The organism is Erwinia typographi (genome assembly GCF_000773975.1).
Taxonomy (GTDB): domain Bacteria; phylum Pseudomonadota; class Gammaproteobacteria; order Enterobacterales; family Enterobacteriaceae; genus Erwinia; species Erwinia typographi.
Genome location: NZ_JRUQ01000014.1, coordinates 1 through 15,706, shown reverse-complemented (window position 1 = coordinate 15,706; position 15,706 = coordinate 1). Strand labels below are relative to the sequence as shown.

Below are 15,706 nucleotides of genomic sequence, written 5' to 3'. Positions count from 1 at the left end.
ATGAAAAAGGTTTCGAAGCCCCTGGGGGCAGGGCTGCTCATCGTGGCCGTCCTGTTTATGGTGCTTTTTGCTCTTGCACAGACAACACATTTGCCCTCCGGAAAAGGTAACGATAATTTCTGGTATGTGCTGGCAGGTTTCATCACCCTCACTGCTGCGCTGTGTACCCTGGTTTTTTTTACTTTGTCCGGGCAGAAAAATCTTTCTCCCGTTACGCCAGATCGCGAAAGTGATGGGAGTGATGAAAAAACACCGGATCAGTATGATTTATCAGCACTCAGCAGCCATCTCAGAAGACGGTATTCGCTGTTGTGGCGGCGTAAAGTCCGTCTGCTGCTTGTCACTGGCGATGAGGCGGCGATCGAACAGCTGGTACCTGGCCTGCAGGAAAACCAGTGGCTTGAAGGCAACAGCACCGTTCTGATTTACGGCGGCAGACTGACAGCAGATCCTGACGTCGAAAAATACACCGCGCTGCGTAAACTGCGCCGTGGCTGTCCACTGGATGGGATTGTCCGGGTGATGCCGCCTGCACTGAACCTCACACCACAAATCAGCGACAGCGACCTTCGCGGACTGGAAAAAATCAGCGAACGGCTGCGCTATTCCGCCCCGGTCTGGCTGTGGCAACTGTGTGACAGTCAGTGGACACAGACGACGCGTACTGAGCAGACGACAGGCGCGATCTTCCCGCTGCGCGCAGAACCTGACGATATCACCCGTCAGCTTGAACAGATGCTGCCGGTACTGCGGGCGCAGGGCGTGCAGCAGGTGATGGCGAACAACCGCCACGATTTCCTGCTGCGTCTGGGCCAGTCCCTGAAAGAGGGCGGTATTGCCCGCTGGACTCAGCAACTGGTGCCATGGCTGTCTGTATCACAACAGCATGTTCCGCTGCGTGGCCTGATGTTCAGTCTGCCGGCGCCAGTATCGGTGGACACGTCTGAGGATAAACCGTCTCCGGATGACCGGGAGACATACGTTCCTGAATCCCTGCGCCATGCGCTGACCCTGCCCGCGACCTGGCAGGGCATCACTGACGACTGCACCCGTATACGCGGCCGCCGTGTGGGTATGGCCCGGGAGCAGACGCTCGCCCGGGCCCTGATGGCCATTATCTGTTTATGGGGTGCGGGAACACTGCTGTCTTTTGCGGTTAACCGCCAGCAGATAGTTTCTGTCGCGCAGCAGGCTCATGCCCTGGTGGAGCACCCTTCCGTGTCGGATTACCAGTTGATGGCCCTGCACACCCTGCGTAATGACGCCGGTCATCTGCAGCACCGCATTCAGGAAGGCGCCCCGTGGTATCAGCGTTTCGGCCTGGACCATAACCGGTCGCTGTTTAACGCGATGCTGCCCTGGTATGGCGTGGCGAACAACCGCCTGATACGCGACCCGGCGAATGAGGCGCTCATGCAGAAGCTCAGCGTGCTGGCAAACTCTGCACCGGACAGCGACAGACGGGCAAAGCTGGCCAGGCCGGGCTATGACCAGCTGAAAGCCTGGCTGATGATGGCCCGACCGGATAAAGCCGACGGCGCATTCTACGCGCAGACCATGAAAACCGTTCAGCCGGTGCGGATGGGTATTTCCACCGGCCTGTGGCAGAGCCTGTCACCGGATTTGTGGGCCTTCTGGATTGGTTTATTACCACAGCAGCCACAGTGGAAAATCACGCCGGATACGCAACTGGTGAACCAGAGTCGTCAGGTGCTGTTGCAGCAGATTGGTCGCCGTAACGCAGAAGGGACGCTGTATGAAAACATGCTTCTGTCCGTGCGACGTAATTTTGCCGATGTCTCTCTGGAAGACATGACCGGCGGTACCGATGCCCGCAGCCTGTTCACCACAGGGGCTGTGGTACCGGGCATGTTCACGCGCCAGGCATGGGAAGGGAGTATTCAGCAGGCAATTGATAAGGCCGCCAGTTCACGCCGGGATGAAATCGACTGGGTGCTGAGCGACAGCCGCAGGGCAGTATCGGCAGACCTGTCGCCGGAAGCGCTGAAAGCCCGCCTGACTCAGCGCTACTTCACCGACTTTGCCGGCAGCTGGCTGAACTTTCTCAACAGCCTGTGGCTGAATCCTGCGCACAATATTGCCGATGTCACCGATCAGCTGACGCTGATGAGTGATGTGCGTCAGTCGCCGCTGATTGCCCTGATGAACACTCTTGCCTGGCAGGGACAGACCGGCCAGCAGCGTGAAGGTCTTTCAGACTCCATCATCAAATCAGCTAAAAACCTGGTGGGCGGAAAAGACAAGCCCGTGATTGACCAGTCTGCGTCAGGCCCGCAGGGGCCTCTGGATGAAACCTTTGGCCCGCTCCTGGCGCTGATGGGGAAAAACAGGGGGAGCAACGTGATGTCGGCAGATAACTCGCTGAGCCTGCAGACGTACCTTACCCGTATCACCCGCGTGCGTCTGCGCCTGCAGCAGGTGGCCGCCAGCACCGACCCGCAGGAGATGATGCAGACGCTGGCGCAGACCGTTTTTCAGGGCAACAGTGTGGACCTAACGGACACCCGGCAGTACGGCAGCCTGATTTCGGCAAGCCTCGGCGAAGAATGGAGCGGTTTTGGCCGTACGATGTTTGTGCAGCCGCTTACCCAGGCCTGGGAGACCGTGCTTCAGCCGTCGGCGGCGAGCCTCAATGACAAATGGAGCCGCTCGGTGGTGACGAACTGGCACACCGCCTTTGACGGTCGCTATCCGTTTGCTGCGGGTAAAAGTGATGCTTCCCTGCCGATGCTCGCCGAATTTGTGCGCCGGGACAGCGGACGCATTGAGCGCTTCCTGACGACGGAACTCAGCGGTGTGCTGCACAAAGAAGGCAGCCAGTGGGTACCGGATAAGGTCAACGGCCAGGGGCTGAGCTTTAACCCGGCCTTCCTGCGGGCCGTTAACCAGCTGAGCCAGCTGTCGGACATTCTGTTTACCGACGGCAGCCAGGGGATCAGCTTTGAGCTGCAGGCCCGGCCGGCACCGCAGGTGGTGGAAACCCTGCTGACCATTGATGGCCAGCAGCTGCGTTACTTCAACCAGATGGCCGGGTGGCAGAGTTTTCGCTGGCCGGGCGAGACGTACAAACCCGGCACCATGCTGACCTGGACCTCTGTCAGTGCCGGTGCGCGACTGTTCGGGGACTACGACGGGACCTGGGGCTTTATTCGCTGGCTGGAGCAGGGCACGCGTCAGCAGCTTGACCGAAGTCAGTGGATGATGAGTTTCACCGCCCCGGATGGCAGAACCCTGCAGTGGGTTCTGCGCTCCCAGCTCGGAAGCGGCCCCCTGGCGTTACTGGCCCTGCGCGGTTTCACGCTGCCGGAGCAGATATTCAGCGTTGACAGCGCCGCCACGGCGCAGGCACTGATGGCAGGCAACGGGAACAGTGACATGGACGGGATGGAATAATGAATACGCTGCAGAATCTGGTTACCGCCTGTCAGGCGGATGAATCCCTGCTCAGAGAGCAGGCGCAGTCACGCACTGAATACTGGCAGCTCTGGCTGGCCCCGGTCAGCGATATCCTCCCTGCCGGAGAAGACCCGGGATACGACGATGATTTCCAGCGTATCCGCGAGGAGGTCAACAGGCTCTCCGGCACCGATACTGCGCTGATTTGCCAGCTGGCTGAAAAACTGCTGACCACGGCGACCAAGGATATCCGGGTTGCCACTTTTTACTGCTGGGCGCGTCTGCACCAGGACGGTGAGGCCGGCCTGGCTGAAGGGCTTGAACTGCTGGCGGGGTTGCTGCAGCGCTATGGCGGGCAGCTTCATCCGCAGCGCGCCCGCAGCCGACGTGCCGCGCTGGAGTGGCTGGCCGGCGCCCGCGTCCTGGACAGCCTTTCTCTGTATCCGGAAGTTGTGCCTGAGGATGCACAGCGAACCGCCGGGGCGCTGCTGCTCATCCGTGACGGTCTGGCGGCTGAGCCGGAAGCATCACGGCCCGCGCTGAATGCGCTGTACAGCGCACTGGCATCCCGTCTGATGAACGGCGGAGGTGTGGATGCCGTTGTGCCGCAGAACGCCGGTTGCGGGGCGCAGCCGGCAGAGCATGTTGCACCGGCGCTCTGCCGCATCACGTCCGGTCAGGATTTGCTGGCTCAGGCCCGCGCCCTTACCGGGTATCTGCGTGAACAACCGGATGGCTGGCTTGCCGCCCACCGGCTGATGAAAAGCCTGCGTCATGACACGCTGAGCGCCATTCCGGCGCCGGATGCGCAGGGGAAAACGCGTATCGAACCGCCGCGGGCCGACCAGCGGGCGATGCTCAAACGGCTGTACCTGCAGCAGAGCTGGCCGGAGATACTGGAACAGGCGGACAGCACTTTTTCGCGCGGTGCCAATCACCTCTGGCTTGACCTGCAGTGGTATATCCATCAGGCGCTGGTGAAGTCCGGGCAGGACGTGCTGGCCGGCATCATCATCGCCGACCTGAAAGGGCTGCTGTGTCGCCTCACCGGGCTTGAAACGCTGGCGTTTAACGACGGTACTCCCTTTGCCGATGAGGTCACGCTGAACTGGATAAAACAGAGCGTGCTGGATGACATGTCCGGCTGGCGGGATGAACCGGTCAGTGCCATCATCCCGGCTGACAACGATGTTCTCGCACTTGAACCGGAAGCGCTGGCAAAAGCGGACAGCGAAGGGCTTGAAGCCACGCTCCACTGGCTGCAGACGCGCCCGGGAATGGATACCACGAAAGACAAATGGCTGCTCCGCCTGCTGATGGCCCGCGTGGCGGAACAGAAGGGTAAGAATGAGCTGGCGCTGCATCTGCTGGGTGAACTTGACGGTGCAGCGCAGTCTGTCACTCTCACGCAGTGGGCGCCGGCACTGTTGTTTGAAGTGAAATCACGGCGGTTCAGACTGCTGCGCATGAAAGCCTCCCGCAGCGACACCGGTAAATCCCGGCTTCAGCCGGAGATGGATCAGCTTCTGGCAGGGCTCATTGCGCTCGATCCGGCCGGCAGTGCGGTGCTTTGCGGGTAACCCCCCCGGCCTCCCTTAAAACACTCATATTCAGGTTCTTATGGACGATTTAACGCTGCGCTATTACGACGCCGAAATGCGCTATCTGCTTGAGGCCGGCGAAGAGTTTGCCCGCGCTCACCCGGAACAGGCGGCAATGCTCAACCTTGATAAAGCGGGCGCGCGCGACCCGTACGTGGAGCGTCTGTTCGAGGGCTTTGCCTTTCTTATGGGACGTTTGCGTGAAAAACTTGACGATGACCTGCCGGAGCTGACCGAAGGGCTGGTCAGCCTGCTGTGGCCGCATTACCTGCGCACCATTCCCTCAATGTCAGTGGTGGAGTTCACCCCGGACTGGCGTGAAATGAAAGAGCCGGTGCGTATTGTCAAAGGCTTCGAAGTGAATTCGCGGCCGATTGGTGAAAAAGGCACGCGCTGCCGGTACACCACCACCCGGGATATCGCCCTTCAGCCGCTGTCGCTCGAACGTGTCCGTCTGGCAACCGATCCGGATGGCCGCTCGGTTATCACGCTGCGCTTTCACTGCAGTCCCCTTGCGGACTGGAGCCGTGTCGATCTCAGTGAGCTCCCGTTCCACTTCAATGCCGATGCGCCGCTGGCCTGCGCGATGCATGAAGCCTTTACCATGAATATCGCGCGCCTGTGGCTGCGAATGCCGGGTGACACGGACAGAAGACCGCTTGACGGGTATTTCACTGCCCTGGGATTTGGTGACGATGACGCACTTTGGCCGAAGGGGGACAGTCGTTTCAGTGGCTACCAGTTGCTGCTGGAGTATTTCACCTTCCGCGAGAAATTCATGTTCACAGGCCTGCGTGGGCTGGAAACAGTGGATTTCCCGGCTGAAATTCCCTGGTTTGAAATCGACGTGGTGCTGGCGGCGCGCTGGGAGCATGACTTCAGCTTTACCGGAAAACATCTGCGCCTGAACTGCGTGCCGGTCATTAACCTGTTCCCGCTGGAGTCCGACCCGCTGACGCTGAACTCCCTGCAGACCGAATACCTGCTGCATCCGATGCGCGTACAGGATGGCCATACCGAGATTTACGCCGTGGACTCGGTGATGTCCTCCGGTCAGCAAACCTGGGTGCCGTTCTCAAGCTTCCGCCACAAGGGCGGCATGATGCGTCATGAGGCCCCGGAATATTACTGGCACACCCGCATGCGCCGTGGCCCGTCCGGACTGCACAACACCTGGTTTATCCCTGGCGGCGAAGCGTTTGATAACCACACCGTGCCGGAAGGCGAAAGCCTGTCGCTCACGCTCACCGGCACCAACGGGCAACTGCCACGGCGTGCGCTGCAGAGCACCGTACTCGATACGGTAATGAAAACCACCTCCACCCGTATTGCCGTGTGCAACCTCTGTGCGCCGACTCTGCCCTGTTATCCGCCCGCGCAGGACCGCTTTCACTGGCGCGTGCTGAGCCACCTCGGCAGCGGATTCCTGTCCATGATGGATAACGCCGACGTGCTGCGCGGTACGCTGGCGCTGTATGAGTGGACCGGCAGCGAAATGAACCGCCGTCGCCTCGACGCCATCACTGACGTGAAGCACAGTGAAGCGGAGCGCTTCGAGCAGGGGTATCTGGTGCGCGGCGTACAGATTGAGGTGACGCTGGACAGTCATGGCTTTGCCGGCCACGGTGATATCTGTCTGTTCGGCGAGATGCTGAGCCGTTTTTTCGCACTTTATACCGACATCTATCTGTTTAACCGCCTGATTATTATCCTGCAACCGACCGGAGAGCGCCTGGAATGGGAAGAGAAGCACAACCGCCGCATTCCCGGCTGACCCCGCGGCTGGCCGCAGACCTTCACCGCATGAACTTTTACCGCCTCTGTCAGCTGCTGGAGAAGATGAATCCAGACCGGCCACCAATGGGCTCAACCAGCCACCCCGCAGACGACCCGGTGCGATTTACGCCGCATCCGGGGATGGGCTTCCCGGTCAGTGAGTTGAAGGCGGTGGAGTACGATGAGGACGATGACGGCAGGCCGCCGGTTATCCGGACCACCTTTATGGGGATGTACGGCGTGGATTCGCCGCTGCCGACCGCGTATCTCGATGACATCACCCAGCGCCGGGAAGGCCACGAGGCGCTGCAGGGCTTCCTGGATATTTTCAGCCACCGCATTCTGACGCAGTTTTACCGCATCTGGCGTAAATACTCTTACCCGGCCTCGTTTGAGCCCGGAGGCACCGACAGCATCTCGCAGTCACTGCTGGGCCTGGTGGGGCTGGGGATCCCCGGCACGGCCAGCCACATTGCCACTCCGGTATCGCGCTTTCTGGCGCTGCTTGGCGTTCTGCGTCAGCCGGGCAAAACGCAGGAAGGTATGCAGGCACTCGTGACCCTGCTGGCTCCGGAGACCACCGTAACGGTCAGTCCGTACTGCCTGCGGCCGGTGGCGGTCAGTCAGCCGCCGGGTTTTTACGGCGATAACGATTTTCTGCTGGATGGCAACACGCCTCTGGGGGATGAGGCGATGGATGCCGGCAGCCAGTTGCTGGTTGCCCTCTCGACGGATAACCAACAGGATGTGCAGGGCTGGAAGCCGGATGGCCTGTTGTATCAGGATTTCCTGGTCCTGCTGCGGGTATATCTGGGCTGGCGATTTAAGGCAAAAATTACCCTGACCACCGCAACCCGGTTGCTGGCCGTGCCTCCACTGGGCGACGCCCCTTTCTGGCTGGGTATGAACGGCGTACTGGGTATCGAAGGCGACGACTTCCCGGACGATACCCCTCAGACCTTTACAACAGAACTGGGTTATTACACCGGGCTGACGCCTGCGCATCCACAACAAGGAAACCTACGTGTTACGTACAAGTTTGACTAAAACCGCCTGCTGGCTGTTGCCGCTGCTGACCGTCAGTCTGGTTGGCTGCGGGGTGACGCAGGACGTCACCGACGGTACCGAATCGGCCCTCAGCGCCATATTTTACAAAAAGATTAAGGTTCTGCATCTGGACTTTACGGCGCGGGAAGCGCTGAACACCGACTCCCGAGAAAGTAACCCGCTGTCTGAGCCGGTGGTTATTCGTGTCTGGCAACTGAAAGACCGTAAAACCTTCGACAAAACGGTTTACCCGCAGTTGCTGAAGGATGGCGACACCCTTCTGAAGGCTGATTTGCTGGTCAGCCGTGATGTGGTGGTGAAGCCTGGCGGGGATGCCAGCCTCAACATGCCGATGGAGACCGGCGCGCAGTTTGTGGCGGTGGTGGGGCTGTTCCGGCATCCGGATATGGTCAGTAACACCTGGAAGCGGGTCATCAGGCGTAACGAGCTGGAACCGGATAAACCCCGCATTCTGGAAGCCGGTGACAATCATCTGACGCTGCAGCCGCTTAAGGACAACTGATGCCCCGTGGACATAACACGCCTTCGCTGTATGAAATACTGACCGGCCACTTTTCCGGAGGGCTGGCGCTGCAGCAGGTAAATGAAGAGAACCAGGTGATCCTGTCCGTTCTCGACAATATACAGCGCATTCTTAACTGTCGCGCCGGTACGCTGGCGCATCTCCCGGATTATGGTCTGCCGGATATGACCCGGCTCCTGCAGGGTATGCCGGGGACCGCCCATGAACTGATGGGGATCCTGTCGGGCGTGCTGCTCAGATACGAACCGCGGCTGAAGAAAATTGACGTGGTGCTTCTTGAACAGGACATCCCGGGCGAACTGCGCTATGCAATTGATGCTGAGCTTAAAGGGATTGGTCTGGTGCGCTACGGCACGGAATTTATGCCCGAAGGGCGCGTGCTTCTTCGCCATTTTAAACGGCAGTATCCTGACGCCGGTCCTCACTTCTGACCTTACTTCGTAGAGGGAAAGCATGTCAGCAAAAGCCCTTTTTCTGAAAAAATTAAAGAGCCTGAAGCCCGGCGGTACTTCCTTTGATTCCAGGGCGGCGGCAGATATGGCGGCATTCTGCCAGCGAATAATGCAGTTGCAGGATACCACGGTGACCTGGCTTGCCGGAATGGAGGTACAGGTAAGTGACGGTTACTGCACCCTGACGAAATGCTTATCAGCAACACCGCGTTCACGGTGCCCTGTTTTGAACTTCATTATGAGAACCGGGTGGTGAAATTCACCCCGGCGTTTTTATACGGCCAGGGCGTGACGGGATGTGTGGACGTGACCCTTGTTATCACCGGAGAGGTGCGGGCGCTGTGCCGGTTGTTTATGCGCACTGCTGAAAGCCAGTACTGGACGTACACGCCTGCTAACCTTACTTGTGGCCAGCGACAGACGCTCGATGAAGAAGCTTTTTTTACGGTGATTGCGCCCCTGCTGCCTTAAGAGACATCAGGGGATAACGGCCGGCGGGAGAGCCGACTACCGGCGCAACTTATTCCCCCATATATTGCGACTGATAAGTCGGGCATTTCCTGGCTTTCCTTTCCGGCCGCCTTTTTCTCTGCCTGATCTTTACCCCTTATACCTGATGGACATTTCTGATGACACGACATGGCCTCATGCCACAGTCCGGTGCAGACCCGCGCCGGCTCGCGGATTATGCTGCCCTGCAGCATGAAATAACAAAGCTGTCTCATTCTCACGGCCCGCAGCCGGACTGGTCCCGCGTCAGCTCGCTCAGCGTGAGCCTGCTTGCCCACGGCGAACCTGACCTGCAGGTGACGGCCTGGTACACGCTGGCCCGCACGCACCTTGCCGGGCCAGCCGGTATGAATGAGGGACTGGTAATGCTGAAGGTGCTGCTGGCCTGCCAGTGGGACATCTGTCAGCCGGTGTCGCTCACGGCGAAACTGGCGGTGCTGACGTCACTGGTTTCTCAGCTGCAGCGTGCCCTGAGCGGGAACGAGCCCTGCATGAGTGTCCGGCCATTACTGCACCGGGCCGGCTGGCATGCCGCTGCCCTGGATGGTCTGCTGCTGCGCCGTATGCATCAGCAGGCTGCCGGGCCTTTTGCCCCCCTGCGTCACACGCTGCAGACATTGTGCGGGGTGACGCCCCGGAGGGCCGTCAGATGGTCAGCACCTTCCCGCAGTGAACCCGACCGGCGCGCGGTGCGTGTGGCGGCGGCCAGGCGCTGGCTGGTCCGGATGCGCCCGCGCCCGGGGGCCGGGCTGTTGATGCTGATGAGCGGGGCACTGGTCCTGTGGGGGGCCAGCACCCTGCGGGGTATATCCCTGGCTCCCGGTTCACCTGTCTGGCCGGATACTCCCGCACAGACCGCTCCGTCCTGGCCGGAAGATAATGATGGCTGGATGTATCTGGTTAACGGTGTATCAGATGGCACCGTTTCCCCTGATTCCCGTCCTGTTGAGGTGCTCTGGCCTGATTCTCCGGATACGGTGGTGGCCGGCTGGCAGCAGGGGCTGGCCCCGCTGCAGGCGTTGTCTGTCCGCCTGAATGCGCCGGAAGCGTCACAGGGAAAGGCCCCTTCAGCGGATGAGATGCGACTGCCCGTGTACGCGGCGCTGCAGTCACTGTACCGCGTTGCGCCGCCGGAAATCCGCCCCCGGGTGAAGGCCCTGCCCGTGCCGGATAAGGCTGTGTATGGTACCCGGCTGACTACGGCACCACTCCGCAGGACGGGCGGTGGACGATGACCTGCGTCAGAGTGACTAACCGGATACAGCCGGTCCGCGTATCCGATGAGGAGGCGGAGCGACTGGAAGCCGCAGGGTTGTGGCGCAGGGCTTCTGCCCGCTGGCTGACGGTACTGATGCAAAGGGACATGACGCACGGTCAGCGGGAGTGGGTGTCCCTGCGGCGTGCCTGCCTGGCCTGCCGCCAGCGCCACCGCTGTAGTAAGTGCCGGGCGCGGCCGGCCTGTGTTGAGCGGTCGTGATGACTGCGCCAGCGTGACGCTCCCCTGGCCTGAGCGTCGCTATGTCTGCCCCGGTTTTTTCTTTCTGATTTCTGACCAACGTATTCGTGAGACTGCATGATGACTTTATCCGGACGCTTCCTGCGCCCCGGCGGTGACCCGCGGACGCTGCCTGACTATACCGCCCTGTGCGGTGAGATGAATAAACTGGCACACCCGGCGCGACCGGACGTGAACTGGCTGCTGGCCGAAACGCGCTGCCTCAGCCTGTTCCGCCATAACGGCGCGGACCTGCAGACGGCGGCGTGGTATACCCTGGCGCGCACGCAGCGCGGCGGGCTGACAGGCATGAATGAGGGGCTGGCGCTGCTCTCATCGCTGATTAACCGTCACTGGCCGGCGCTGTGGCCGCTACAGGCGCATGCACGCATGTCGGTTCTGGGGGCGCTCAGCCGCCGGTTGCAGCAGCATCTGCGTACTCTGACGCCGGGTTATGCAGATCTGCCCGCGCTGTATCAGGCGGAAGGTCACCTGGATACCCTGGGGGATGCCCTGCGCCGGCTGGAGCTTCAGCATCAGGCCGGACTTCTTCCCCTCCGGGAGCTGGTTCACCTCGCCGCTGTGCGACTGGAAGCCGTAGCGGATGTGTCCGCCACCCCGGCTGACGCAGCGCTCCTGCAGCGTGATAAGGCCTCCGCAGCCCCGGAAACCCCGATATCCGGCCGGCGCCCCGCGCTGCTGCGGGATACCGCTGTCACTTCACCTCCCCGGCAACCCGTGATGCCGGTATTGAAGCCTTTTCTTGCCGGCGTGCTGGTAACGGTCGTGACGCTGACCCTGGTGCTGTGGGCAACACATCCCCGTACGGACCGTGCTGAGGGGCGCCTGATGGCCCCACTGGCGCAACTGCCGGCATCGTTGACTGACAGTGAACTGCAGTCCCTGCGACAGAAAGGTCTGCCGGACAGTCACATGCGTGACGTCTGGTTTTCGCGGGCCCGGGCGCAGATGGACCGGCTTGCCGCGCTGTCACCGGTCTGGTCCCAGGCGTACGCCGGCGCGCTGGTCCGTCAGGCACAGGCCCTGTGGCCGGCCACGCCGGAAACCGCCGCCCTTGACCGTCGCTGGACGCAGACCCTGAATGCGGCCGCGCTGCCCCCTGAGGATATTAATGGCTGGCAGCAGGGTATGACGCAGCTGCAGGCGCTGGCGGACAGGCTGAACGGTCTTGACCCGAAGAAAGGAGAGTACATGACTGTGAGTGAACTCAAGACCCAGGTTTTTGCCATCACGCAGGCTCTCAGCCGGACGGTGCCGGCTGAAGAGTACCTTCGCCGGCTGGCGCAGCATCCGGGTCCCTCAGCCTCTGCTGCCGCGTTACGTACGCAGGCAGAACGTCACCTGGCGCAGCTGCAGGCGCGCTATGCGTTGCTGGCACAGATGGCGACAGCGTATCCGGAAGCGACCGTTCCCCCGCAGGTGCCGTCCGCAAAGGGAGGTCAGGATGGCTTATAAGCGTCGTCACGGTACGGGGTACCCGATCCGCCGTTCGCGCCGGACGCTGCGGGAGATACGTTACATGGCGCAGCACTGCGGTCCGGCAGATCGGCAGACTTGCCTTCATGGCGTTTGCCAGTCCTGTAAAAATCAGGAGGGCAGTAATGGACTCTGCTGACGAAGCACAGGCGTGTGAGGACATTCTCCTTCGGGCTGCCTTTGCGGCCAGGAAACCTTCACTGACCAGTCCGGATGGCCGTTGCCTCTGGTGTCATGACCTGCCGGTCTTCAGTGGCACGGCGTTCTGTTGTGCCGCCTGCGGTGAAGATTACGCGAAATACGAAAGAACCCGGCATCACCGCTGTTGTGAGTGATGCTCCTGCTGCCTCCCGGCAGCGCACCGCTGTGCACAGACCTGACAGGCATGACGCCATTCAGGGCTGTGCCCGGCATTCCATCTGAAACCACAATGAGGTTTACCATGAAACAGAACGACGCCTGTTGTCACACCACCCGCCGCGGCCTGCTGCAGAAAACCCTGGCGCTTTCCGCGCTTGCTGTGACCGGCGTGGGAGGCCTGACGCTGCCGTCCCTTTCCTTTGGTGCGAGCCTGACTCAGGCCGACCGTGACCGGATGACGCCGGATGACGTGATTGCGCATTTTAAGGAAGGTAACCTGCGTTTTCGTGAGGGGCGCCCGGCACCACATGACTATCTGGCTCAGAAGCGCAGCAGTGCCGCAGGTCAGTTTCCGGCTGCGGTCATCCTGAGCTGCATTGACTCCCGTGCGCCGGCGGAAATCGTGCTGGATGCAGGCATCGGTGAAACCTTTAACGCCCGCGTGGCGGGGAACATCAGCAACAGTGACATCCTGGGCAGCATGGAGTTTGCCTGTGCGGTTGCCGGCGCGAAGCTGGTGCTGGTGATGGGGCATACGGCCTGTGGGGCCGTAGCCGGCGCGATAGACGGTGCTGAGCTTGGCAACCTGACGGGGCTGCTTAAGCACATTCGTCCGGCAATTGCGAAAACGGAATATGACGGCGCACGTAAGGGCAGTAACCCTGAGTTTGTGGATGCTGTTGCACGTATGAACGTGGCGCTTACGGTGGATAACATCCGTAGCCAGAGTCCGGTACTGAAGAAACTTGAGGATGAAGGAAAGATTAAAATCACCGGTTGTATGTATGCACTGAATGACGGACAGGTTGATTTTTTGTAACGCCACGTCCTGCAGCCGCGCGGGGTGCTCCGGATATACTCCGTCATCCTGCCCGGCTGGGGGGAAAAACTGCGGCGGGTTGCCTTTTCGTTTAGTCGCAGCCCGGTATAACTCAGGATGCTGACAGAGAGTCAGCGTCCTGTAAACTGAACAGTAAAGGGAAGTAAAAAATGAAGAAAATCACAGCCGCCCTGGCGCTCTCACTGTTGCTGTCCGGCTCAGCGCTGGCGGTGGACGTGGTGTCGGATGCAAATCTTGCGGGTTATACCATAAAAGACCGCATCTCTATTTTTGGCGTGCGTGGCGGTAAGTCTCACGCGGTGAATGCGCTGAAGGCTGAAGCCGGGAAGAAAAACGGCGAGTATATTTATATCACTTCGCTGAGTCAGGCGGGGGACTCGAGTCACTGGCGTGGAACCGCGCTGGTTCTTGAAAGAGACGCGGAGTGAGTCACAGGTTTGCGCAGCACAGAGATAAGGGAAGACCAGGTACCAGAAACGGGTAAGGGAAAGGAAGAGATGGACGCAGGTTATGTCTGTGACGGAACAGCACAGATGCTGGAGAATGCCGGACTCTGGCGCCGGGCCTCTGCTCGCTGGCTGGATGTGATGATGCAATCCGGGCTGAGCCCTGCCCAGCGTGCGTGGATATGTAACCGGCGCCGTTACTGCCAGACCAGGCTCCCTGCCGCCCCCATACCTGAGAAGCCGAGTCTGGTGGCCATCAGTCGGGCTGCGTCAGTAACTCTTAAGCGTATGGGGCAGCATCAAAAGTCGTAAGGCGAGTGGCCCCCAGTCACACAGTCCAGGAAGGAACAAAAACAGTCATCCTTGTTGCTGCGCTGTTGATGCTGCAAACGCCTGCTTTATTTGTATAAAACCCTTCTGAGTGTTTGCTGACGTTACACTTTTTTTATCAGGACAGCGACGTGTTGGCTGGTTGCAGGGCATATTTTCTGTGCCACCTGTCATATCACGAACTGAAAGTTTTTTCACGGTGTGAAAGGCATCAGTAAACGTTTGTAAGTCAATTTAGGTTTAGTTCTTTATATGAGGGTTGTTACAGGCATGAGGTGGTGTCGTATCCTCATTAAATATCACTAATTCTTTTTTATAAATGAAGGGTGAGAAAATGGAAAACAGAGATTTGCAGTCCATATTCCTGGCGTCAGGACCTGCCAGGGCGGGGGATGTTTCGGCTGATAACGTGGAATTGTCAAGCATGCAGTCTGAATTTATCAATATTATATTGAAGTTGCAGTGTCAAAGTGTTGAGTTAATTAAAGCTGTCAGTGAAAATAAAAGGTGCCTGGAACATGCCGAAGGTAAACTGATAAAGTTAGAACGTGTTATGTCAGAGTTTAAGCGAGGGTGTAATATCATCGGCGGTGCTGTATATGAGCGTGAAGCTGGCAGCCTGAACGTACTGGGTGATAAAGCGAAAGATTCAAATGCAGTTCTCTGTAAGCTTTGCCTGAAAAACGGGCAGAAAGTTAATGTTGTATATAAGGGTAAAGGTAAGGCATGGTGCCCTGTCTGCGGGATCAGCTGTCCGGAGAGTGATTGAATTTGAAACATGAAAATTCCGTCACCTCGTCTAGTTGGAGTATGGTAATTGCTTATGGCAAGAAATTGTTGAAATCTTCAGTGTTACAGGGCTTTAATTAACTGTATTTATTGTAATTTCACTGTGCGTGTAATGTAATACTTTCATGTCAACTTTTATATTTATCTAAGCCCAGTGTTATGGTTTATTGTTCATATTGTCCATTTCCCATATATGCTTCTGGGTGAGTTTTTACACAGTCGCCGACACGGCTCTGCCAACCGTAAGGGGTATTGCCAGAACGATTAATGCTGTCATCGACATAGTTCATGGTTAAGAGACAGAATAGCGCCTGAACATGAATATCAGCGCGGCACATCGCTTTTATGACACTGCTCAGCGTAAGTATATGTATGAAAATGCCATTTTTTCCGTATCTCAAACCCGAGATACATTTTAAGTCGCACTGATCCAGAACCGGCATCGGTAGTCATTGCTTTTCCTCCATTTCATGCAGCCTGTCCGACAGCGATTTCGTTGCATGCGTGCCGGCCTGGGCGTCAGAAAATGCAACCGGTCGCCGCACCAGATGTATTTTAAATGGAACCATACCACTAAACCTTTCATCAGCACCGCAAATCC

15 protein-coding genes are annotated in these 15,706 nt (G+C 59.0%); all 15 read left to right on the top strand.

All coding sequences use genetic code 11. The features are described from left to right. The 15 genes from NG99_RS03060 (at position 1) to NG99_RS03000 (ending at position 15,085) form a co-directional block, all read left to right on the top strand. Entirely contained in the window at positions 1 to 3,414 is a 3,414-nt protein-coding gene (locus NG99_RS03060) for an ImcF-related family protein (protein WP_034888310.1), read from the top strand. Further along, the gene (tssA, locus tag NG99_RS03055) at positions 3,414 to 4,997 is read left to right on the top strand and encodes a type VI secretion system protein TssA (protein WP_034888308.1); all 1,584 of its coding nucleotides are present in this window, start codon (positions 3,414 to 3,416) and stop codon (positions 4,995 to 4,997) included. The genes NG99_RS03060 and tssA overlap by 1 nt, the downstream gene beginning before the upstream one ends. A 40-nt stretch (positions 4,998 to 5,037) precedes the next feature. Continuing rightward, positions 5,038 to 6,792: a type VI secretion system baseplate subunit TssF gene (gene tssF / locus NG99_RS03050; RefSeq protein WP_034888306.1), complete on the top strand. Its 1,755-nt coding sequence runs from the start codon at positions 5,038 to 5,040 to the stop codon at positions 6,790 to 6,792. Then, positions 6,756 to 7,841 (top strand): type VI secretion system baseplate subunit TssG, encoded by a 1,086-nt coding sequence (tssG, locus tag NG99_RS03045; protein ID WP_034888304.1) that lies wholly within the window; start codon positions 6,756 to 6,758, stop codon positions 7,839 to 7,841. The genes tssF and tssG overlap by 37 nt, the downstream gene beginning before the upstream one ends. Next, on the top strand, positions 7,819 to 8,364 hold the full coding sequence (gene tssJ, locus NG99_RS03040; RefSeq protein WP_034888302.1) for a type VI secretion system lipoprotein TssJ: 546 nt from the start codon (positions 7,819 to 7,821) through the stop codon (positions 8,362 to 8,364). Before tssG ends, tssJ begins: the two co-directional genes overlap by 23 nt. Next, positions 8,364 to 8,816, top strand: coding sequence for a type VI secretion system baseplate subunit TssE (gene tssE / locus NG99_RS03035; protein WP_034888300.1), 453 nt, complete (start codon positions 8,364 to 8,366; stop codon positions 8,814 to 8,816). Before tssJ ends, tssE begins: the two co-directional genes overlap by 1 nt. A 22-nt stretch (positions 8,817 to 8,838) precedes the next feature. Then, on the top strand, positions 8,839 to 9,093 hold the full coding sequence (locus tag NG99_RS29065; protein WP_157032540.1) for a hypothetical protein: 255 nt from the start codon (positions 8,839 to 8,841) through the stop codon (positions 9,091 to 9,093). Beyond that, complete coding sequence (locus tag NG99_RS28780) at positions 9,090 to 9,308, top strand: hypothetical protein (protein ID WP_157032539.1); 219 nt, start codon at positions 9,090 to 9,092, stop codon at positions 9,306 to 9,308. Before NG99_RS29065 ends, NG99_RS28780 begins: the two co-directional genes overlap by 4 nt. 158 nt (positions 9,309 to 9,466) lie before the next feature. Continuing rightward, positions 9,467 to 10,582, top strand: coding sequence for a type VI secretion system ImpA family N-terminal domain-containing protein (locus NG99_RS03025; RefSeq protein ID WP_084110375.1), 1,116 nt, complete (start codon positions 9,467 to 9,469; stop codon positions 10,580 to 10,582). After that, entirely contained in the window at positions 10,579 to 10,824 is a 246-nt protein-coding gene (locus tag NG99_RS27920; protein WP_072017522.1) for a PerC family transcriptional regulator, read from the top strand. The genes NG99_RS03025 and NG99_RS27920 overlap by 4 nt, the downstream gene beginning before the upstream one ends. Before the next feature lie 96 nt (positions 10,825 to 10,920). Next, entirely contained in the window at positions 10,921 to 12,318 is a 1,398-nt protein-coding gene (locus tag NG99_RS03020) for a VasL domain-containing protein (RefSeq protein WP_084110373.1), read from the top strand. A 463-nt stretch (positions 12,319 to 12,781) separates the two neighbouring features. Further along, on the top strand, positions 12,782 to 13,519 hold the full coding sequence (locus NG99_RS03015) for a carbonic anhydrase (RefSeq protein WP_034888364.1): 738 nt from the start codon (positions 12,782 to 12,784) through the stop codon (positions 13,517 to 13,519). Positions 13,520 to 13,689: 170 nt separating this feature from the next. Beyond that, positions 13,690 to 13,968 (top strand): YdgH/BhsA/McbA-like domain containing protein, encoded by a 279-nt coding sequence (locus NG99_RS03010; RefSeq protein WP_034888296.1) that lies wholly within the window; start codon positions 13,690 to 13,692, stop codon positions 13,966 to 13,968. 69 nt (positions 13,969 to 14,037) lie between these two features. Continuing rightward, positions 14,038 to 14,298, top strand: a complete 261-nt coding sequence (locus tag NG99_RS03005; protein ID WP_034888282.1) for a PerC family transcriptional regulator — start codon at positions 14,038 to 14,040, stop codon at positions 14,296 to 14,298. A gap of 352 nt (positions 14,299 to 14,650) precedes the next feature. Next, the gene (locus NG99_RS03000; RefSeq protein ID WP_034888280.1) at positions 14,651 to 15,085 is read left to right on the top strand and encodes a hypothetical protein; all 435 of its coding nucleotides are present in this window, start codon (positions 14,651 to 14,653) and stop codon (positions 15,083 to 15,085) included. The last annotated feature ends 621 nt before the right edge of the window (positions 15,086 to 15,706 follow it).